General features: G+C 65.6%; 19 protein-coding genes. 5 read left to right on the forward strand and 14 right to left on the reverse strand.

The window, feature by feature from the left end:
* Positions 1–94: 94 nt before the first annotated feature.
* The gene (locus GBB14_RS04580) at positions 95–691 is read left to right on the forward strand and encodes a triacylglycerol lipase (protein ID WP_151530207.1); all 597 of its coding nucleotides are present in this window, start codon (positions 95–97) and stop codon (positions 689–691) included.
* 522 nt (positions 692–1,213) lie between these two features.
* Positions 1,214–2,458: an HNH endonuclease signature motif containing protein gene (locus tag GBB14_RS04585; protein ID WP_151530206.1), complete on the forward strand. Its 1,245-nt coding sequence runs from the start codon at positions 1,214–1,216 to the stop codon at positions 2,456–2,458.
* A gap of 117 nt (positions 2,459–2,575) precedes the next feature.
* Here GBB14_RS04585 and guaA read toward each other — a convergent pair whose 3' ends face one another.
* From guaA to dacB, 14 genes are all read right to left on the reverse strand, one after another.
* Positions 2,576–4,144, reverse strand: coding sequence for a glutamine-hydrolyzing GMP synthase (guaA, locus tag GBB14_RS04590; protein ID WP_151530205.1), 1,569 nt, complete (start codon positions 4,142–4,144; stop codon positions 2,576–2,578).
* Between the two features lie 11 nt (positions 4,145–4,155).
* On the reverse strand, positions 4,156–4,935 hold the full coding sequence (locus tag GBB14_RS04595) for a class I SAM-dependent methyltransferase (RefSeq protein WP_151530204.1): 780 nt from the start codon (positions 4,933–4,935) through the stop codon (positions 4,156–4,158).
* Entirely contained in the window at positions 4,919–5,245 is a 327-nt protein-coding gene (locus GBB14_RS04600) for a cupin domain-containing protein (RefSeq protein ID WP_151530203.1), read from the reverse strand. The genes GBB14_RS04595 and GBB14_RS04600 overlap by 17 nt, the downstream gene beginning before the upstream one ends.
* A 64-nt stretch (positions 5,246–5,309) precedes the next feature.
* Complete coding sequence (locus GBB14_RS04605) at positions 5,310–6,086, reverse strand: pantoate--beta-alanine ligase (RefSeq protein WP_151530202.1); 777 nt, start codon at positions 6,084–6,086, stop codon at positions 5,310–5,312.
* Complete coding sequence (locus GBB14_RS10600; RefSeq protein WP_192796216.1) at positions 6,086–6,892, reverse strand: DUF6779 domain-containing protein; 807 nt, start codon at positions 6,890–6,892, stop codon at positions 6,086–6,088. Before GBB14_RS10600 ends, GBB14_RS04605 begins: the two co-directional genes overlap by 1 nt.
* A gap of 54 nt (positions 6,893–6,946) precedes the next feature.
* Positions 6,947–7,411, reverse strand: coding sequence for a DUF3180 domain-containing protein (locus GBB14_RS04615; protein ID WP_151530201.1), 465 nt, complete (start codon positions 7,409–7,411; stop codon positions 6,947–6,949).
* Positions 7,408–7,890: a 2-amino-4-hydroxy-6-hydroxymethyldihydropteridine diphosphokinase gene (gene folK, locus GBB14_RS04620; protein ID WP_151530200.1), complete on the reverse strand. Its 483-nt coding sequence runs from the start codon at positions 7,888–7,890 to the stop codon at positions 7,408–7,410. Before folK ends, GBB14_RS04615 begins: the two co-directional genes overlap by 4 nt.
* 6 nt (positions 7,891–7,896) lie before the next feature.
* Complete coding sequence (gene folB, locus GBB14_RS04625; protein WP_151530199.1) at positions 7,897–8,256, reverse strand: dihydroneopterin aldolase; 360 nt, start codon at positions 8,254–8,256, stop codon at positions 7,897–7,899.
* Entirely contained in the window at positions 8,256–9,107 is an 852-nt protein-coding gene (folP, locus tag GBB14_RS04630; protein WP_151530198.1) for a dihydropteroate synthase, read from the reverse strand. Before folP ends, folB begins: the two co-directional genes overlap by 1 nt.
* Before the next feature lie 10 nt (positions 9,108–9,117).
* Positions 9,118–9,696, reverse strand: coding sequence for a GTP cyclohydrolase I FolE (gene folE / locus GBB14_RS04635; RefSeq protein ID WP_151530197.1), 579 nt, complete (start codon positions 9,694–9,696; stop codon positions 9,118–9,120).
* 6 nt (positions 9,697–9,702) lie between these two features.
* The gene (ftsH, locus tag GBB14_RS04640; RefSeq protein WP_151530196.1) at positions 9,703–12,009 is read right to left on the reverse strand and encodes an ATP-dependent zinc metalloprotease FtsH; all 2,307 of its coding nucleotides are present in this window, start codon (positions 12,007–12,009) and stop codon (positions 9,703–9,705) included.
* A 15-nt stretch (positions 12,010–12,024) separates the two neighbouring features.
* A complete protein-coding gene (hpt, locus tag GBB14_RS04645; RefSeq protein ID WP_151530195.1) occupies positions 12,025–12,609 on the reverse strand; it encodes a hypoxanthine phosphoribosyltransferase in 585 nt (194 codons plus the stop codon).
* 19 nt (positions 12,610–12,628) lie between these two features.
* Complete coding sequence (gene tilS, locus GBB14_RS04650; protein WP_151530194.1) at positions 12,629–13,570, reverse strand: tRNA lysidine(34) synthetase TilS; 942 nt, start codon at positions 13,568–13,570, stop codon at positions 12,629–12,631.
* 3 nt (positions 13,571–13,573) lie between these two features.
* Entirely contained in the window at positions 13,574–14,860 is a 1,287-nt protein-coding gene (gene dacB / locus GBB14_RS04655; protein WP_151530193.1) for a D-alanyl-D-alanine carboxypeptidase/D-alanyl-D-alanine-endopeptidase, read from the reverse strand.
* Positions 14,861–15,008: 148 nt separating this feature from the next.
* Here dacB and GBB14_RS04660 point away from each other — a divergent pair, with 148 nt between their 5' ends.
* From GBB14_RS04660 to GBB14_RS04670, 3 genes are all read left to right on the forward strand, one after another.
* Positions 15,009–15,485 carry an inorganic diphosphatase gene (locus GBB14_RS04660; RefSeq protein ID WP_151530192.1) on the forward strand — a complete coding sequence of 159 codons (477 nt, stop codon included), beginning with the start codon at positions 15,009–15,011 and terminating at the stop codon, positions 15,483–15,485.
* Between the two features lie 147 nt (positions 15,486–15,632).
* Positions 15,633–16,088, forward strand: coding sequence for a MarR family winged helix-turn-helix transcriptional regulator (locus tag GBB14_RS04665; protein ID WP_151530191.1), 456 nt, complete (start codon positions 15,633–15,635; stop codon positions 16,086–16,088).
* Positions 16,089–16,093: 5 nt separating this feature from the next.
* A complete protein-coding gene (locus GBB14_RS04670) occupies positions 16,094–19,981 on the forward strand; it encodes a Pls/PosA family non-ribosomal peptide synthetase (RefSeq protein WP_151530190.1) in 3,888 nt (1,295 codons plus the stop codon).
* Positions 19,982–20,038 lie beyond the last annotated feature (57 nt).

Here is a 20,038-nt window from a genome sequence, read left to right on the forward strand (position 1 = left end):
AAAGCGTGGATTCTAGGCCCACTCAGCTTAACCCCTCCACAGGACATTCCCATTTCATTTGCCCGCAGCGGGGGTGAGAGCACATGCTTGAGGCATGCTTCGACATCTGATTCCGCGGCGCGGGCGCCTCCCTGAGCTGCACAGCACGGGCCGTCCCGTGGTGCTTCTGCACGGCACGCTCAGCTCGCCCGGCAACTTCGCCGACCTCGCCGCCGCGCTCGATGCCCGCGGCCGCCGCGTGATCGTCCCCGAGTATGGTCGCCGTGGCACCACATCGCTCATGGAGTGCGTCGACGAGGTGCGCAGCACGCTTATCGACGCCCACTCGCAGCTCGACATCATCGGGCATTCCCTCGGCGGGCTGGTGGGGCTCCTCGCCGCCGATTGCCCCGAGCTGCGGGGACGCATTGGCCAAATCATTGGCCTCGGGGCCTGCTGGCGCGGAGTGCCGCCGCAGCCGCGGTGGAGCCAAGCCATCATCGCCCGCCTCCTCGGACGCAGCTTCGTGGACATCATGCAGCCCTTCTCGCCCGTGATCCCCTCTGGGGTAGAGGTGGTGTCCATAATCAGCACTCGTGACACAACCGTGCCGGAGTATTCCTCGCGGCTCGGGCGCGTGATCGAACTACCTGCGGTGCACCATGCACGGCTTCCCGACCAGGTCGAGGCTGTATGTAAGGTGCTGCGCTAATCGGAGCGCGCGCCAGCCTCGTGGACTCCGCCCTCAGTATTCAGCAGCTGCCGGCCGCCCAGCGCGACAGCTACACCTCCCACCCGCTTTTCTGCCCTGCACTATGAGATTGTGCAGGGTAGCGTCGACAAGCTTGCTGCCGCGACTGCCGTGGGAATGGATCTGAGCGTGATGTGACACCCGCTTCCCGACGCCGCGGATCAGGAATTCCTCTCCCCTTTCGAGCCGCAGCGGCCGGTGTTGGGCAGCGACGGAAAGTGTGCACAATAGCGGTTACTGTTCGAATAGGGTGGTGTGTGCGTTTGTGCTGTGTGCGCCCTGTTTTAGGGCGTTGTTTTCCGTTTTTTGACTAGAACGCGTGTTCGAATAAGTGCAATGAAGTGTCCAGTGTGGATGACATACTAAGGCCACCAAAACCACCACCCGACACAAGGACAGCACATGATAGATCCCACAGCGTTTCCCCTCCCCGACGATCAGCACTACCGAAGCATCTTTGGCTATAGCTCAGTGAGACAACGGATGGCCGATGGGTCCCGGCGCTTCTGCCACGAACGCCACTGGGAGGCTGATTCCCCGCTGAGCACCGAACTGGGGCTGAGCGAGTTCGACCCCCTGGCCGAGAATGCTCGCCGCATCCGCTTAGCCCTGCATTTACTGCGACAGTACGAAGCCGATGAGGAGCACTACGACGCCTTCTGCTCCCACATGGCGAAACGCTTTAGCTGCACCGACGGCTATATTCTCAAACACCTCGACCTCGCGCGGACGCTAAGACGATTCCCCTTAGTCGCCGCCTTTCTCAACTCCCGGCCAGTATTCAACGACGCCCATCTGTGGGCCTTTACCTACGGAGTCGAGGCCATAGAGGATGAGTTCATCGCCGAATTCGAGGTGCGCTTTCTGGACCGGATACTCCCCCGCGTCGACCACCAGGCCCTCAAAGGCCCCTACTGGCTGAGCTCGCGCATCGCGGAGATACTGCGCATGATCGACCCGCCGGCCGCAGAAACAGATGAGCCTGACCCCCAGCGAGAGGAGCGCGAGTGGGTAGACATCAACCACAACCCGCTGAGCAACACAGTGACCATCACCGCCAACCTGGATGCCCATCGCGGCACCCTCGTCGCCGAAGCCATCACTAAGGCGGCGACGCAGGGGCGCACCCGCGCCGATGGGCTGCTCGGGCTCATCCTCAACACCATCGACCTCGACGTGGTCATGCACGTCTACGGGGATTGGTTCAACAAGGGCGCCTGGACCCCCACCACCGGCTGGCTGGGGGATCTCGCCACGGAGGAGATCCTCAACTGGATCACACACCTCCAGCTGCTCTCCGATTCGGAGAAACCCGGCTACCAGCCCACCGAGGCGCAGCGGCATGAAGTCATCGCCCGCTATGGGTGCTGCAACCACCCCGGCTGTGCCGTCCCCGCGAATCGCTGCGAGATCGACCACATCGCCGAATGGCAGGAGGGTGACATGACGGCCACATGGAACCTGCAGCCGCTGTGCAAGCGCCACCACAACATGAAGACCCTCGGCGAATACACCGTCACGGTCGATCCGCAGGGCACCACCACCTGGCGCTCCAAGAGTGGCGAGATCTCCTGCTCCGTCGCAGAGGGCGTCTCCGCCAAGATGCGCCGCGTCAGCCTGGACGACCGAATGACGAATCGCAAAAAGGCCAAGCGCGACAAGAATGAGCGCGTCATGGCCGCCACCGGCACCGTTCCCTTCGACCGGAACGAACCCGCCCCCTTCTAATGCCTGACACACCCTAAAAACTGAATAGAGAACACGAAAACCGCCCCCTTCACTGCGGAAGGAAGCGGCTCGTGGCGCTGAGCACAGGCGTGATCGTCCCGAAGGACGATGAGCCCGTTACTCCCACTCGATAGTTCCTGGGGGCTTGGAGGTGACGTCCAAGACCACGCGGTTGACGTCCTCCACCTCGTTGGTGATGCGGGTGGAGATCTTCTCCAGCACATCAAAGGGCAGGCGGGTCCAGTCCGCGGTCATAGCGTCCTCGGAGCTGACCGGTCGCAACACGATCGGGTGGCCATAGGTGCGGCCATCGCCCTGCACGCCCACCGAGCGAACATCGGCCAGCAGCACCACGGGGCACTGCCAGATCTCAGCGTCAAGACCGGCTGCGGTGAGCTCGGTGCGGGCAATGAGATCCGCCTTGCGGAGAGTCTCGAGGCGATCCTCGGTGACCTCACCGATAATGCGGATGCCCAAGCCGGGTCCGGGGAAGGGCTGGCGGCCCACGATCTCCTCGGGCAGGCCCAGCTCGCGGCCCACCGCGCGCACCTCGTCCTTGAACAGCAGGCGCAGCGGCTCGACGAGCTGGAACTCCACGTCATCAGGCAAACCGCCCACGTTGTGGTGGCTCTTAATATTGGCGGTGCCGGAACCTCCGCCAGACTCCACCACATCCGGGTACAGGGTGCCCTGCACGAGGAAGTCCACGCTGGCGCCCTCGGGGGCATCCTCCAGCACACCGGCGACGGCGCGCTCGAAAGAACGGATGAACTCGTGGCCGATGGCCTTGCGCTTATCCTCCGGATCGGTGAGCCCCTTGAGCTTGCCCAGGAAGGCATCGGCCTCGTGCGCAGTCACCAGCTTGGCGCCGGTAGCAGCCACGAAGTCCTGCTCCACCTGCTCACGCTCCCCAGCGCGCAAGAGCCCGTGGTCCACGAACACGCAGGTGAGGCGATCGCCAATGGCGCGCTGCACGAGCGCGGCGGCGACGGCGGAGTCCACGCCTCCGGAGAGGCCGCAAATCGCGCGGCCCTGCTCGCCCACTTGCTCGCGGACGGCGTCGATGAGCTCGGTGGCGATGTTCTCGGCGGTCCAGTTCTGCTCCAGCCCGGCGATCTCCGTGAGGAAGCGTTCGAGCACTTCCTGGCCATGCGGCGAGTGCATCACCTCGGGGTGATATTGCACGCCGGCCATGCGCTTGTCGACGTTCTCAAATGCGGCAACCGGCGCACCGGCGGTGGTGGCGGTGACGGCGAAACCCGCAGGGGCCTCGGTCACGGCATCGCCGTGGCTCATCCACACCTTGTGGGTGGGTTCGAGCCCGGCGTGAAGCACGCCCTCGGTGGCGGTGAGGTCGGTGCGGCCATACTCGCGGGCGCCAGTGGCTGCCACGGTGCCGCCCAGGCTGGCGGTCATGTACTGGAAGCCATAGCAGATGCCGAAGATCGGCAGGCCGAGCTCAAAGATGTCGGAATCGAGCCGCGGTGCTCCTTCGGCGTACACCGAGGAGGGCCCACCGGAGAGAATCAATGCGGCCGGGTTCTTGGCCTTGATCTCTTCAGCCGTGGCTGTGTGGGGCACCACCTCGGAATAAATATTCGCCTCGCGCACGCGGCGCGCGATTAACTGTGCATACTGGGCGCCGAAATCGACGACCACAACAGGATGAGAATTCGCTTGCGTCACAAATGCTTAGCCTAGCAGCCTTTGCGTGCCACGAAAGCCACCGCCGAGAGCTGCTCACGGTGTCGTCGAAATACCGAGCGCATCTGCATAATACGGCGCCGCGCAGTGGGGTTACGGAGGACGCGGTAGAAGAAGCGTAGCGCCCCACCAAGTCCTTCATCGGCGATGATGCGGGAGGGCTCCAAGAGCCGCATGGGGCTGGTGTCGGTAGCAACTACCTCGAAGCCGGCCTCCTCCAGCAGCTGCTGCCATTCCTCAGCCGGTAGTGGGCGCGCACCCACCTTGATGCTGCGCGAAATCTCCCGCGACACCTCGGTGGCATTGTCGCCCGAGACGGCGAGCTCGTGGATCGCATAGCGGCCACCGGGGGCAAGGAGACGATAGGTTCGCTCCATGACTGCCTTTTTATCCTCGGTGCTGAGCATGGTGAGCATGGCCTCCCCCACCACCAGATCGGCGGAGCCATCGGGCAGCTCGTGGGAGCGGGCATCTGCCACCACCTGCTCGGCCTCGGGGTGGCCGCGCAGCACCTCGGCCAGCTGGGCGCTGCCCTCGGGATTAGGGTCCACGCCGCGGTAACTGCGAGGATGTGCCGCCAGCAGTATCTCGGCGGTGCGCCCCACTCCGGGCCCGAGCTCCACAATGCGGTCAGAGGAGGTGGGCTGCGCGGCCTCGATGAGGCGGGTGGTCAGCTCGATACCTCCGGGGCGCAGCACGCGCTTGCCCATGCTGGCCAGCAGCCAGTGCCCTTGCAGGTATTTTTCGGCGGGCCCTTTACGCGGCATTGACATCCACCATCACGAGGCTCATATGGGAGGGTTCGAGGGCCTCGAGGGCGTGGCGCTCATTGGGGGCGAGATAGATCACGTCGCCGGGGTGCATCTCGTGCTTCTCGCCGGCAACGGTGAAGCTCAGGCGGCCGTCGAGAAGCTGCACGACGACGGCGCGGGGAGAGGCGTGCTCGGTGAGGACCTGGCCGGCGTCGAAGCTGAAGACGACAGTGCGCAGGTGCTCGTTATTGACGAGGACGCGGGAGGTGGTGGCTTCGCGGGCGATGGGAAGATCGCTCAGCACGCCAAGGGCGACGGTGGAGGAATCCATGGGTAACTCCTAGAAAGAGGAAGGTGAATATACCCTTATATATTTTACACCGATTTTTCCGTGTTTAGTCCTCGCTGAGGTTCTTGAACCCGATGCCGACGGGCACGCCGACATTATCGATGAGCCGCACCCCGTCAATAGTGGCGGCCACGAGCAGGCGGGCCTCGCCGCGCTCGGGGGCTGGGCCGAAGGTGCGGGCATCGCGCAGCTCCACATACTCCGCGTCCATCCCCGAGAGAATCTCGCGGGCGGTGGCGAGCACCGCTGCGGCGCCCTCCTCGGCGCGGTGCGTGGCAGCCAGCAGGGCCGCAGACAGCACCGTGGCCCGATCAACCTGCTCCGCAGACAGCTCGGCCAGGGCGGGCTGCAGAGCCACACCCGCAGCGGAACGAGTCGGCGGCACCCCGCGCACCGCGGTGGCGAAACCATACTCGGAGATCAGGCGTTGGGTGAGCAGCATGAACTCAAAATCGCGTTCGCTGAGCACCACCTGATGCGGATTCACCAGCACCAGCAGGCGAAGCATCGCAGACAGGCGGGCTTCCAGCGGCTCAAGACTCGGGGCATCGAGGCGCACGCTCAGCGCCGGCGGGGCCAGCTCGGCGGCGAGGGCATCCACGCCCAGCTCGCGGGCATGCTCTTCGGGGCAGTCCCCCACTACCACCACAACGGCACGCGGCACCGTGCGCGCGGCACGCACCAAGGCCACATGCTGTGGCGCCCAAGACTCACTCAGCGGCACGAGCACGACGGGGCGGCCCGTTTTACGCATAGCGGAAGCGAAGGTGCGCAGCATCTCGGGGGAATCGATCACCCGTGCTGCACCAGGTTCAAAAGCCATTATTTTTTGAAATTCTTCAGCAGATCAGCCACAGACACCGACCCGCTGCGCTCATCGGCGCGGCGGCGGCCATGGTGCGAGGGCTCCGGCTCCGGCTCGGGGGCAGGGGCCCACACGGGCTCAGGCTCCGGTGCGGGCTCAGGTTTGGGTTCCGGTTCTGGTTCGGGCTCCCACAGCGGCTCGGGCTCCGGCTCCGGTTCCGGTTCCGGTTCCGGTGCAGGCTCGGGCTCCGGGGTCTCCTCGACGCGATCGAACACGGTGGTCTCCGCATCAAAGGGCGAAGAGCTGCGGGGCTGCTCCGGCTGCGGATCCCAGCGGATACTGGAAGCCTCCTCGATCTCGTGAATGCGCTCGGCGGCGGCGCTGAGCGTGGTCGGCTCGTAGTAGACCTGACCAGTTAGCCGCTCCAGCTGCTCGCGCACGATATCGAGCTGCTCCCGCATAATGGCGATGTTCTCCTCGCGCTCCTCGCGGAGGGCCTCGAGATAATCCTGTTCGATCTCCAGCTGCTCGGCGCGGTGATCGGCGCGCTCGCGCTCCAACTTCTCCTCATAAAGATCCCGCTGCACGTTCAGCGCCGCAGTCGCCTCCTCAACCTGGTTGCGATAGCGGAACACAAGGAAAAAGCCCAGCACCGCGGCCCAGAGGGCGGCGAGCACGGCGAGCTTCATCATCGCGTCATTGTTCATGAACAACATGAGCAAACTGGCGGCAAGTGCCAGCACCACCAACACGATCAGCGCGATCTGGCCTTTGTCACTTTGTTCGGCGTGCTGCTGTTCTTCAGGAGGGGTGGGGGAGCTCATGAGTCCTTAATCTACCTAAAACTACCTTCTCGTGGGCTGAGCCCGCGCGGCACGTCAGGCGGGTTCTCCATCTGCTGAGGGCGGCACGCTGCATCCACGCTCGAGATATATTCCGGCGGCGGCCAAAGCCACGCCCGCCGCGGCGGAGGTCACGACCCCGGGCAGATCATTCTGGGCGGCGGTGAGCGTGGCGGCCTTGGGAACCACGAACGTGGCCATGCCCACATACCAGCCGCCCACAATCGCGCCGGTCCACGCCGAGGCCTTCGCCACCACCAGCCACAGCGCCGCGGTGGTGGGGTTGAGCTGGGAGCGGTCCATGCCGATATTGCTGTGATCGACGTTCTCGCGCACCCTTCTGCCCAAGACCACGCAGATCAGCGCCATCGCCCAGAGCGTCACCGAGGCCGTCGCCGAGACGGTCACCAAGGAGCCATAACGGCCCCAAGTCAGGATCGCCCCAGCGAGCGCGGTGAAGCCGCCGGCAGCCAGCAGCAAAGAAATGCGGGTGCGTTTCATGCGATCACCTTATCGATCGGAGTAATGGCGGCGCGGTCGGCGGCCGGGAGAGCGTCGATAAGCGCGCTCACGGAGCTACCACCGAGGACGGCGTCGGGAGCGATCTCGTGCCATGGAATGAGCACAAAGCCGCGCTGATGGGCATAAGGGTGCGGGACCGTCAGTACGGGATCCGTGCTGCTGAAGCCGTCGATGTCCACGATGTCTACGTCCAAGGTGCGCGGGCCCCACCGGCGCAGACGCACCCGCTCGGCGCGGGTTTCAAGGGCCTGGCCACGGGCGAGCAACTCCCGCGGGGAGGAATCGGTGTCCACGATGAGCACGGCATTGAGGAAGTCCGGCTGATCCTCCACACCCCAGGGCGGGGTGGCGTAGAGAGAGGAGCAGGCCACCAGCTCCTCATCGAACTCGTGGAGGACGCTGGCCAGATGCTGTCGGGAAGCGCCCGTGTTAGAGCCGATCGATATCACCGCGCGCATAGCCACCTACGTCCTCCGGGAGCGACGAGCCACCACGGCCACATCGCGGAAGGGCAGCTCGATGGGGGCCTCGGGTTTGTGGATGCGCACCTCGATGGCATGCAACTGCGGGAAGGTCTCCATGGCGCGCTCGGCAATAGTGGAGGCCACCGTCTCGATGAGATCGGCGGGCGGGCCGGTGAGCACGGCGTGGGCCAGCTCGGCGAGCTCGCCATAGTGCACGGTGCCGGCGAGATTATCCTCGCGGGGAAAGTTCAACCAACACGTGATATCCGCAATGAAGCGCTGGCCCTCGCGCTTCTCGAAGTCGAAGACCCCGTGATAACCGGTGGCCTCCAAGCCGGTAAGTTCAATGCGATCAGCCACTAGCTCTCCTCCACATCGCCGGGGTGATTCCACAGCTGGGCCACATCCACGGCATCGCGGGATACCGCCACATCGTGCACGCGAATACACCACGCGCCCTGCTGCGCGGCGATCGCTGTGACGGCGGCCGTGGCCGGATCCGGCGCGGAATCGAGACCGCGCCCCACGCGAATAGCCGTGAGGAAGCGCTTCCGGGACGCCCCCACCAGCACCGGGAACTCACCGGAGGTAAACACATCCAGGTTGTGCAACAGCTGCCAGTTATCCAAGGCGGTTTTCGCGAAGCCCAGCCCCGGATCCACGGTGATATTCTCCGGCCGCACCCCGGCGTCGATGGCGGCGGTGGTGAGCTCGGCGAGCGCGCGGCGCACATCCTCCACCACGCTGCCCGGGGTATGCGCGGCGCCGGAGGCATTGCCGAAGGTCGCGGCCTTCCAGTGCATCAGGCACACCGGCAGGTTCGTCTCGGCCATCACGGCGCGCATCTCCGGATCGGCGAGACCGCCGGAGACATCATTGATCAAATCCACCCCTGCCGCTGCGGCGGCCGCGGCCACGCTGGCGCGCATAGTATCCACGGAGATCTTAATCCCCGCAGCGTGCAGGGCCGCGATCACCGGCACCACCCGCTCACGTTCCAGCACGGGATCCACCCGCGTGGCGCCGGGGCGGGTGGATTCCCCGCCGACGTCGATGATGTCCGCGCCCTCGGCCACGAGCCGGCGGGCGTGCTGCACCGCCACCTCGGGGTCGAGATACTTGCCGCCATCCGAGAAGGAATCCTCGGTGACGTTCACGATGCCCATCACCGTGGCACGGTGCGGATGACGAAGGGAAGCGAGGGTGGTCATGACAGTATTCCTAGCATCCGCGGATCAGGCTGAGGACTTCGGCACGCGAGGCAGCGGAGCGTTGGAAACCACCACGCACCGCCGAGGTAGTGGTCATGGCACCGGGCTTACGGATACCGCGCATCCCCATGCACATGTGCTCGCACTCGATCACCACGATCACCGAGTGCGCGCCCAGCTTCTGCACGAGGGCATCGGCCACCTGGGTGGTCAGCCGCTCCTGCACCTGCGGGCGCTTGGCATAAAGATCCACCAGCCGAGCCAACTTGGATAGGCCGGTGACGGTGCCATTGCTGCCCGGGATATAGCCGATATGGGCGCGCCCATAGAAGGGCACGAGGTGATGCTCGCACACCGAATAGATAGGAATATCGCGCACCAGCACCAGCTCGCGGTGCCCCTCATCGAAGGTGGTGTTTAGCACGTCGGCGGGATCCTCGCGCAGCCCGGCGAAGATCTCCTCATAGGCGCGCGCCACCCGGCCTGGGGTGGCGGCGAGGCCCTCACGGTCTGGGTCTTCACCGATAGCGATCAGGATCTCGCGCACCGCACGCTCAATGCGGTCGGCGTCAAACTCGTGCTCGCTCATCGCTTCTTACTCCTGCGCCCGGTGGCTGCCGTTATAGTGCTCGTCCTCGTCGGGGCGCTCCCGCTCCGGCAGACGGAAGCCGATAACCTCGGTGTTCTCGCCGTAGTTTTCCACGCCCGGGTGCTGCTTCTGCGGGTCCGGCTGCTGCTCTGGCTGCGGCTGCTGCTGCGGCTGCTGTTGCTGCGGCCAGCCCGGCACGGTCCAGCCCTTCGGCGGCGGGGTGCCGTAGTTGGGGGTGGAGCCGGATTTCGGAGTCCACGGGCCCTGTTCGGGGGCGACGGGAGACAGCTCCTGCTGGCGCTTGGCCATCTCCGCTTCACGACGCGCCCTCGCTGCCTTCGATGCCTCGAGCAGAGAGAAGGGCCGCGGCGGTTCCTCACCGCGCTCGATGGCCTCCTCCACGGGGGTCTTGACCGGTTCGCGGTCGAGCTGAGCCGGGAAGTCGATGTCCTCGGAGGGGAAGACCTCTTCCACGCCGCGAGGCTCGATATCGGTGAACAAGGCCTCCAGATCGGGGCGGCGCAGGGTTTCCTTCTGCAGCAGCTTATAGGCCAGGGCATCGAGGGTATCGCGGTGCTCGCGCAGAATGCGGTAGCTCGTCTCGTGCGCCTTGCGCAGCAGATAGCGCACCTCGTCGTCGATGGTGGCGGCCACCTTCTCGGAGTATTCGATCGAGCCGCCGCGGCCCATGCCGGCGAAGGGATCGCCCTGTTCCTCCCCGTATTTCACGAGGCCAAGCTCGGGGGACATACCGTACTCGGTCACCATGGCCCGGGCGATCTTGGTGGCCTGCTCAATATCGGAGGACGCGCCCGTGGTGGGGGCACCAAAGACGAGTTCCTCGGCGGAGCGCCCACCCATGGCAAAGACGAGCCGGGCGAATAGCTCCTTGCGGTTGTACATGCCCTTATCGTCTTCTTGGGCCGTCATGGCATGACCGCCGGTGCGGCCGCGAGCCAGGATGGTCACCTTGTACACGCGCTCAATATCCTTCAGCGCCCACGCGGAGAGAGTGTGGCCGCCCTCGTGATAGGCGGTGACCTTCTTCTCCTGCTCGGAGATCACCTTGGAGGAGCGTCGCGGGCCGCCGATCACGCGATCGGTGGCCTCCTCGAGCGCATCGGCGGTGATCACGCTGCCGCCCACACGCGCGGTGAGTAGGGCGGCCTCGTTGAGCACATTGGCCAGGTCCGCGCCGGACATGCCGGCGGTGCGCTTGGCCAGCGCCTTGAGATCGGCATCGGCGGCGAAGGGCTTGCCCTTGGCGTGGACCTCGAGAATCTTCTCGCGGCCCTTCAAGTCTGGATTGGTCACCGGGATCTGGCGGTCGAAGCGCCCCGGACGCAGCAGTGCCGGGTCCAAGATATCGGGGCGGTTGGTGGCGGCCATGAGGATTACGCCTTGGCGGTCGCCGAAGCCGTCCATCTCCACCAACAACTGGTTGAGGGTCTGCTCACGCTCATCGTGGCCGCCGCCCATGCCGGCGCCGCGCTGGCGGCCGACGGCGTCGATCTCATCGACGAAGATGATGCAGGGGCTATTCTCCTTGGCCTGCTTGAACAGGTCACGAACGCGCGAGGCGCCCACGCCCACGAACATCTCCACGAAGTCGGAGCCCGAGATGGAGTAGAAAGGAACCCCAGCCTCGCCGGCGACGGCGCGAGCCAGCAGGGTTTTACCGGTACCGGGAGGGCCGTACAGCAGCACGCCGCGGGGAATCTTTGCCCCCAGCTTCTCGTAGATACTGGGATCCTGCAGAAAATCCTTGATTTCGTGGAGCTCATCCACAGCCTCATCCGCGCCGGCCACATCCTCGAAGGTGTTGGTGGGCATGTCCTTGGTGAGTTCCTTGGCCTTGGAGCCACCGAAACCGAAGGGGCCCATGCCGCCACCCTGCATGCGGCTGAAGAAGAACATGATGAGGGCGAAGATGAGCAGCAGAGGCAGCATCATCGTCAGCATCGAGCCGATGAAGGAATCCCGCGTGACCTTGGTGGTGAATTTCTCCGGATCGGCCTGGGTGACGCGGTCGAAGATCTCCGGGGCGGTGCGGGCCGGGTACTGGGTTTGGACCTTCTCCACGCCCTCGGTTTTGTCCACGGAGATGGGTTCTTTCAGCTCGATGAGTACCCGCTGTTCGCGGTCATCGATACGCACCTCTTTGGCGTTCTTGTCAGTGAGCTGGGTGAGCGCCACCGAGGTGTCTACCTCGCGGTAGGAGCGGGTATCGTCCGTGAGCTGCACGATGAGGAACAGCCCCACCAGCACAACAGCCGCGATGAGCCCGATATTGAGGATCTTTTTGTTCTTCATATGAGGTCTTTGAGTTTAGTCCTTATACACGCGTTCTTTGAGCAAACCGATATACGGCAGATCGCGATAGCGCTCGGCATAGTCGAGGCCATAGCCAACAACGAACGCATTGATGATGTCAAAGCCAACGTCGAGAAGCTCCACCTTGGCGGACACAGCTTCCGGCTTGCGCAAGAGCGTGACCACCTTGAGGGAGGCGGGCTGGCGGTTGCTGAGGTTCTTCATCAACCACGAGAGGGTGAGACCGGAGTCGATGATGTCCTCCACGATGAGCACGTGCTTACCGGCGATATCGCGGTCCAGATCCTTGAGGATGCGCACCACGCCGGAGGAGGACACAGAGTTGCCATAGGAGGAGACCGCCATGAACTCCATCTGCGCGGGAATGGAGAGCTCGCGGGAGAAATCGGTGATGAAATACACCGCGCCCTTGAGCACGCACACCAGCACGAGGTCATCCTCAATGTCGGCATACTCCTTGCTCACCGTGTCGGCGAGCTCGCGGATGCGTGCGTGCAGGGTGTTTTCGTCGATGATCACGTCTTCGATGTCGTCGTGATACTTGCCCGCGGGAACGGCGATGTCCTTGGCAGATTCCATGATGGTTCCTAGCTGCTAATTAGGGGGATTCGTCCATGACGAGTGTGCCACTTTTTCGGCGCACGACCAATCGTAGCCCCTCCGATGTTTTCCCCACCGCTACCCCACCTTGGCCATGCCAATCCACCAAGAGCGCATCGACGGCGTCAATGATCGCCGCTGACACGGCTGCGTCGTGTTGGCGCAAGAATGCAATAATGGCCCGCACCCGCAGCGGCCGCGGCTCGGCAGCCAGCGCCACGCTCACCCCCTCGGCGTCGATCTCGGGCACCTGGGTGGAAAGAAAGTCCGCATCCTCGCGCACGGTGGCGGCGGCCTGGGCGAGGGCAGGCGCCACATCCGCGCCGCTGATCTCGGACAAAAGCGGCAAGACCGCAGAGCGGATCGCTACTCGACGCAGCCCCGTATCCGCATTCTGCGGATCCTGCCACGGGGATAAGCCCAGCTCCGCGCAGGCTCCCTCGGTATCCGCGCGGCGCAGGCCAAGAAAAGGCCGCTGTACGTGGCGATCCCGCGCCGCCATGCCCGTCACCCGGCCGCGCAGCGCAGACAGCAGCAGCGTCTCGGCCTGATCGTCGAGGGTGTGGGCCACCCACAGCGGCCAGGAATCCGCGTGCTGCTGCAGGGCGGCATAGCGGGCCCGCCGAGCCGCCGCCTCCATCCCACCGGAACGGGCATCCACCGTCACGGGTACCACCACGGCACTCGCGCCCATGCGGCGGGCGGTGGCTGCGGCGCGTTCCGCTACCTCGCGGGAGCCGGGCTGTAGCTGATGGTCCACGCAGATCGCACGCACCTGCACCCCCTCGGCGATGGCGGCCGCCACCAGGGCAAGCGAGTCCGGCCCGCCCGAGAGACCAATGGCCGCCACGGGGGTGGTGAAGGCGCGGACGTGGCGTCGACAAGCAAGAAAGTGCGGGCTGCGCCGCGGCAGGGGAATCTCGCCGATGTGGGTGGGCATGGGCTAGAAGGAACGGATCGAGGAGGCAATCTCATCCATCGCGGCGCGCGCCGGCAGGATGGAGGCGTCATTGCAGATGAACGCGAAAGCATAGCTATGGCCATTCTCGGCGGGGATCAGCCCCGCGAGCGCCGCGGTATCGGTGAGCGTGCCCGTCTTGGCGCGCACCCAGCCCTCGCCGGGGCTGCCGCTGAAACGGGAACTGAGACTTCCCTCGCCGCCGGCCACCGGCAAAGTATCCAGCAATGGCCGCAGCACGGGGTCGCTGGTCACGGCGCTGAGTACCCGGGCGAAGGCGGCCGTGGAGATGGCGTTCTGCTGGGACAAGCCGGAATTGTCCACCATGTCCATGCCGCTGGTGTCGATACCGTGCTCCGCCAGCACCGCCAGAGTGGCGTCTCGGGAGCCATCCTGGGTAGCGGGATAGCCGGTGTGCACCGCCACCTCCCGGCCAAAGGCTTCGGCCATCACATTGTCCGAATGCACCATCATGGTGTGCAGGCGCACCGTCAGCGGCTCGGAGGTGACGCTCGCCAAGGTCGGGCCGGTGGCCTCCGCGGTGCCGATAAACTCCACTCCCAGCTTCTCCGCCAGGGCGTGGGCCACATCCTCCGCCGAGGTGGTGGAGCGCGGCACATCGCCAGAGTCGGCACCCATGCGGGCGCCATTGAGCATCATCGGCTGCATGGGCGCGATATAGCCGCCGCCAATATCGCTCTTATTCCACTTCGAACTGAACTCCTCCTCCGGCCACACGGAGATGTCCATGGCCACGGCCTCCACCGGAACCCCGGAGAGCTGCGCGGCGAGTTGGTCGAGCATGGCGTCATTGAGCATCACATCGCCCGCGGCCTTGAGCACCACGGTGCCCTCGTCGGCGTCGTGGACGGTGGTGGTGAGCCGATCGTCCTCGCCCAGCGCGATGAGCGCGGCCGCGGCGGTGAGCAGCTTGGTGGCGGAGGCCGGGCGCATCTGTTCATCGGGGTTGAGCGACCACACCTGCTCGCCCGTGGTGGTATCGATGAGCACCCCGGCGAAAGAACCCAGGCGCGAATCGCTGGCCAGCTCGGCCACCTGGGCGCCCAGCTGCCCATTGTCTACCTCGGCGCTCGGCTCGGCGGGGCTGAAGCTACCGGTCACGGCGTGGGCGCTCACCACCTCGGGGTGGCTGAGACCACGCTCGGTCACATAGGCATCGATGCCCACCCCAGCGATGGAGCCGACCGCGGCACCGGCCACAACGATAGAGGTGACCCACCACGTCTTAGAACTCTTCGCCTTCGCAGACATCTCTTCCCTTTAACTCCTATGCGAACTCTTCTGCGCCGCACGTACCCGAGCGATTATAGGCCACGCTACGATAGGAGCAGACCCTCCAGAGGGTCGCAGTATGAACAACCCGAACGTTTCCCAGCCGAAAGGGGCTGCAGCTCACACCATGTCTGTTGAAGTAACCATCGAGATTCCCAAGGGCTCCCGCAATAAGTACGAGGTGGACCACGAGTCCGGCAAGGTGTACCTGGACCGCTACCTGTTCACCCCGATGGCCTACCCCTTGGACTATGGGTTCATTGACCACACCCTGGGCGAGGATGGCGACCCCATGGACGCGCTAGTGATCCTGCCCGAGCCCGTATTCCCCGGCGTGATCGTAGAAGCCCGCCCCGTCGGCGTATTCAAGATGACCGATGAGGCCGGCGGCGATGACAAGCTGCTCTGCGTGATCGACGATGTCCGCTGGGACGACATCCAAGATATCGAGGATGTGCCGCAGTCCCTGCGCGATGAGATCGAGCACTTCTTCGTGCACTACAAGGATCTCGAGCCCAATAAGGAAGTTCAAGGCTCCGGCTGGGGCACCAAGGCCGAGGCCGAGAAGATCCTGCAGGACTCCGTGGAGCGCTACGGCAAGTAGAGCATTCTTGTATGACAGATGTGATCTGTCTAGGATCAGGTATGAGGAGTCGGTTCCTCCCTTCGAAGTGGAGATCGAAGGGGGTGGGCCGGCTCCTTTTTGCTGCTATGCGCTCTTTTTTAGGTTCGGTTGGCTACACTTGTGGCTATGGCCATACATCCTGATCTCCCCCAGATGTTGCTTGAATCCCCCTCCTTTCAATTAGAACGGCTCCGCAGACGCATCCGCGACGAGGTCGAGGCCGCGCTGCAGGAAGAAAACACCAACCTGCGGGAGTACTGGGTATTGTGCTGTCTCGCCACGTCGAGCGCCTCCAGCCAGTCCAAGCTCTGCGACATCCTCTCCATGGACGCCTCCGATATGGTGCGGCTCATCGACGCCCTCGAAGAAAAGAAGTGGGTGAAGCGCGAGCGCGATAAGCAGGATCGCCGCCGCCAGATCGTCACCACCACCAAGAAGGGCACCAAGGCCCGCGATCACCTCGCCGAGATTATGGCTGCGGCCGAGGATCATGCCTTGGACGAATCCACGAATAAGCAGCTCAAGCACCTCCGCAAGCTGGCCAAGGCCATCATGGCCACCGAGGCCTTCGACGAGGACTAATCGGCGTGCTGCTGCCCCAATATAGTGCCCGTGTGCGCGCCCCCGAGGCGCGCACACTTATTGATATCCTCAGCGCCACCGCCGCCACCCATCCGCACGCCGCCGCTATCGACGACGGCACCGTGCTCACCTATGCCGAGCTCATGACCGAGGTGCGCGCCACCGCCGAGCAGCTACAGGCTCTCGGTATTGGCCGCGGCGCCAGGGTGGGCATCCAGATAGCGTCGGGAAGCGCCCAGCTCTATGTGGCCATTCTGGGCACGCTACTGGCCGGCGCGGCCTATGTGCCGGTGGATGCCGATGATCCCGCCGAGCGCGCCGCGCTGGTCTTTGGCGAGGCGCATATCGATGCGCTTATCGACGCCGCCGGCCCGCGACTCGTCGCGCCGCTGCCACAGGCCTATCCGCCCGGCCCGCCCACCGTGGACGATGATGCCTGGATTATTTTTACCTCCGGCTCCACCGGCACCCCGAAGGGGGTGGCCGTGACGCATCGCAGCGCCGCCGCCTTCGTGGACGCCGAGGGGCGCTGGTTCCTCGTGGACTCCCCAGGCGGCCCGCTCGGCCCCGAGGATCGCGTGCTCGCCGGGCTCTCGGTGGCCTTCGACGCCTCCTGCGAGGAAATGTGGCTGGCCTTCGGGCACGGCGCGTGCCTCGTGCCGGCCCCGCGCTCGCTGGTGCGTTCCGGAATGGACCTCGGGCCGTGGCTGATTCGCCGCGGTATCACTGTGGTCTCCACCGTGCCGACCCTCGCCGGGCTGTGGCCGGATGAGGCTTTAGATAATGTGCGCCTGCTCATCGTCGGCGGCGAGGCCTGCTCCCAGGAGCTCATCGAGCGGCTCGCCACCCCGCAGCGCGAAATGTGGAATACCTATGGCCCCACCGAAGCGACGGTGGTGGCCTGCGGCACCCAGCTCCAGCCCGGCCGGCCCGTGAGTATCGGGCTGCCGCTGGATGGCTGGGATCTGGCGGTGGTCGATAGCGCGGGCGAGCCGGTGGCTGTGGGCGAGGTGGGCGAGCTCATCATCGGCGGCGTGGGGCTGGCCCGGTATCTCGACCCGGACAAGGACGCCGAAAAATACGCCCCGCTGCCCGCCCTCGGCTGGGAGCGGGGCTATGCCTCCGGCGATCACGTGCGCCTAGAAGAAGACGGCCTCTATTTCGTGGGCCGCATAGACGATCAGGTAAAAATTGGCGGCCGCCGCATCGAACTCGGCGAAGTGGATGCGGGGCTATCCAGCGTGGAGAATGTGCGCTCCTCCACGGTGGTGGTGCAAAAAACCGGTGGCGGCGATTCCGTGCTGGTGGGCTATGTCTCCCTCGACGACCCGGCCACCGGATTCGATATGGCGCGGGCGCAGCAACGGCTCGCCGAGCTCATGCCCGCCGCGCTGGTGCCCAGAATGCATGTGATGGAGGAGCTGCCCGTCACCACCGCCGGCAAGGTAGACAAGCGCGCCCTGCCCTGGCCGCTGCCGAGCGCCACCGTGCGTAGCGAGGGCATGAGCGAAACCGAGCGCTGGCTCGCCACCGTGTGGGTAGACGTGCTCGGCGTGGCCGTGGACGGCCCGCAGGCGGACTTCTTCTCCCTCGGCGGCACCTCGCTTGCCGCCGCCACCCTGGTGGGTCGGATCCGTGAACGCATCCCCACCATGTCTGTGCGGGATCTCTATGACCGGCCGCGCCTCGGGGCGCTCGCCGATTATCTCGACAGCCTCGGCACCCCGGTGCCGGAGGACACCAGCTCCCGGCGCGCCTGCGCCCCGGTGTCTCGCCGCAGCCGCCTAGCCCAGGAGCTCATTCAGATCCCGGTGATGGCGCTGCGGGCCGCCCAGTGGGTGAGCTGGCTCTTCATTATCAATACTCTTCTCTCCCTGCCGAGCGGGATGCCGCTGGTGGACTGGGCGGTGCCGGTGCCCTGGCAGCTATCGCTGCTGTGCGCGCTGGTCTTTCTCACCCCGCTGGGGCGGCTGCCGCTGGCGGCCGGCATCATTCGGCTGCTCACCCGCGGCATCACGGCCGGGGACTATCCGCGCGGCGGGAGTGTGCACCTGCGCATCTGGGCGGCAGAACGAGTAGCGGATGTCTGTGGCGCCCGGTCGATCTCCTCGGCGGCGTTCACGGTGAGCTTCGCCCGCATGCTGGGCGCCCGCGTGGGCAAGGGCGTGAACCTGCACACCCCCGCCCCCGTCACGGGGCTGCTGCGCCTCGGCGATTTTTGCTGTGTGGAGCCGGAGGTGGAGCTCTCCGGCTATTGGCTCGATGGCGATACCCTGCACGTGGGCCCAGTGCGCATCGACGCCTATGCCCGGGTGGGGGCCCGCTCGGTGCTGCTGCCGGGCAGCCGCATCGCCGAAGGCGCCCAGGTGGAGCCGGGCTCGTGCGTGACTGGGGATAAGAAGGTGAAGAAGTGGTCCCGCTGGGCGGGCTCGCCGGCCCGCAAGGTGGGCAAGCCGAAGGATGACTTCCCGGATTCGCCGCCGCCGCGCAATGCCCGCTGGGTGCCGGTGTACTATCTCACCTCCCTGCTGCTGGGGCTCGTGCCCATCCTGGCCCTGGCCGCTGGTGCGACCGTGGTGGCAGCCACCACCCAGCTCGCGCCTAGCTCTGTCTCCACTGTGCTGGTGGCCCTCGCCGCCGCCCCGCTGGGCGCCCTCGTGGCCTTTGGCGTCCTGACCGTGGAGATCTGGGTGCTGGTGCGCGCCCTCCAGCTCGGCTTAACACCCGGGGTGGTGCCGGTGCGCTCGGTGGGCGGCTGGCGGGCGTGGACCATCCACCGGCTCATGGACGATGCCCGGCACTATCTCTTCCCGCTCTATGCCGCGCAGCTCACCCCGGTGTGGCTGCGCAGCCTGGGAGCCCGCATCGGCGCCGATGCCGAGGTATCCACCGCCGTAATGATCCCCGCCCTCACCGAGGTGCGCGCTGGTGCCTTCCTCGCCGATGACACCTCCATCGCCAGCTATGAACTCGGCCGCGGCTGGCTGTATGTGGATCGCTGCAAAGTGGGCAAGAGGAGCTTCCTCGGCAACTCCAGTGTGACCGGGCCCGGCCGGAAGCTGAGCAAGAACTCCCTAGTGGCGGTGCTGTCCTCGACGCCGAAGAAGCCGAAGGCGGGATCCAATTGGTGGGGCTCCCCGCCCGAGCGCATGCGCCGCGTCGAGGCCTGCGCCGGAGGGGGCACGACCGTGACCTATGATCCGCCCACCTCACTCAAAGCGCGCCGCGGCATCGTGGAAACCCTGCGACTCTTAGCGCCGATGACCTCGGCGACACTCGCGGTGGCAGTGGCGGCGGCGCTGCAGGCCCTGCTGCTCGCGCTGGGCCCAGGCGCTGCGGTGGTGCTGGTTCTCTGCGGCGGGCTGCTACTCATGGCCGCCGGGGCGGTGGCCATGGCGGTAACCGCGGCGATGAAGTGGCTGTGCGTGCGCGCCATCCGCGCCGAGGATCATCCCCTGTGGAGCCGCTTTGTGTGGCTCAACGAGCTGCAAGACGCCTTCGTGGAAACAGTGGCGGCGCCGTGGATTCTCACCCACGTTCTCGGCACGGGAACGCTCTCTATGTGCCTGCGCAGCCTCGGCGCGGATATTGGCCGCGGCGCGTGGATCGAGTCCTATTGGTTCCCCGAGGCGGATCTCTGCCATGTAGGGGCCGGGGCCACTGTGGGCCCGGGCACCGTGGTGCAGACCCACCTCTTCCAAGACCGTGTGATGAGCCTCGATACCGTCAGCATTGGCGATGGGGCCACCTTGGGGGCGCACTCCGTGGCGCTGCCCGCCAGCACCATTGGCGAAGGCACCACCGTGGGCCCGGCCTCGCTGGTGATGCGCGGCGATCAGGTACCGCCCCATTCTCGCTGGCAGGGCAACCCGATCGAACCGCAGACCCGCTGAGCCGGCCCGCGAGAAACACTCGAGAAACGCCACAGGCGCCACCGATAGGTGGCGCCT

Origin of the sequence: Corynebacterium sp. 51B, assembly GCF_008930785.1 — a bacterium.
In the GTDB taxonomy this organism is placed as follows: domain Bacteria; phylum Actinomycetota; class Actinomycetes; order Mycobacteriales; family Mycobacteriaceae; genus Corynebacterium; species Corynebacterium megadyptis.

Coding starts and splice junctions, on each gene's coding strand:
- folK (WP_151530200.1), bottom strand. CDS start 7,890: ATGCGCGCGGTGATATCGATCGGCTCTAACACGGGCGCTTCCCGACAG.
- GBB14_RS04600 (WP_151530203.1), bottom strand. CDS start 5,245: ATGGATTCCTCCACCGTCGCCCTTGGCGTGCTGAGCGATCTTCCCATC.
- GBB14_RS04665 (WP_151530191.1), top strand. CDS start 15,633: ATGGCCATACATCCTGATCTCCCCCAGATGTTGCTTGAATCCCCCTCC.
- GBB14_RS04615 (WP_151530201.1), bottom strand. CDS start 7,411: ATGAAACGCACCCGCATTTCTTTGCTGCTGGCTGCCGGCGGCTTCACC.
- GBB14_RS04660 (WP_151530192.1), top strand. CDS start 15,009: ATGTCTGTTGAAGTAACCATCGAGATTCCCAAGGGCTCCCGCAATAAG.
- GBB14_RS04580 (WP_151530207.1), top strand. CDS start 95: ATGCTTCGACATCTGATTCCGCGGCGCGGGCGCCTCCCTGAGCTGCAC.
- hpt (WP_151530195.1), bottom strand. CDS start 12,609: ATGGAATCTGCCAAGGACATCGCCGTTCCCGCGGGCAAGTATCACGAC.
- GBB14_RS04605 (WP_151530202.1), bottom strand. CDS start 6,086: ATGGCTTTTGAACCTGGTGCAGCACGGGTGATCGATTCCCCCGAGATG.
- GBB14_RS04585 (WP_151530206.1), top strand. CDS start 1,214: ATGGCCGATGGGTCCCGGCGCTTCTGCCACGAACGCCACTGGGAGGCT.
- GBB14_RS04595 (WP_151530204.1), bottom strand. CDS start 4,935: ATGTCAATGCCGCGTAAAGGGCCCGCCGAAAAATACCTGCAAGGGCAC.
- folE (WP_151530197.1), bottom strand. CDS start 9,696: ATGAGCGAGCACGAGTTTGACGCCGACCGCATTGAGCGTGCGGTGCGC.
- dacB (WP_151530193.1), bottom strand. CDS start 14,860: ATGTCTGCGAAGGCGAAGAGTTCTAAGACGTGGTGGGTCACCTCTATC.
- ftsH (WP_151530196.1), bottom strand. CDS start 12,009: ATGAAGAACAAAAAGATCCTCAATATCGGGCTCATCGCGGCTGTTGTG.
- folP (WP_151530198.1), bottom strand. CDS start 9,107: ATGACCACCCTCGCTTCCCTTCGTCATCCGCACCGTGCCACGGTGATG.
- GBB14_RS10600 (WP_192796216.1), bottom strand. CDS start 6,892: ATGAGCTCCCCCACCCCTCCTGAAGAACAGCAGCACGCCGAACAAAGT.
- tilS (WP_151530194.1), bottom strand. CDS start 13,570: ATGCCCACCCACATCGGCGAGATTCCCCTGCCGCGGCGCAGCCCGCAC.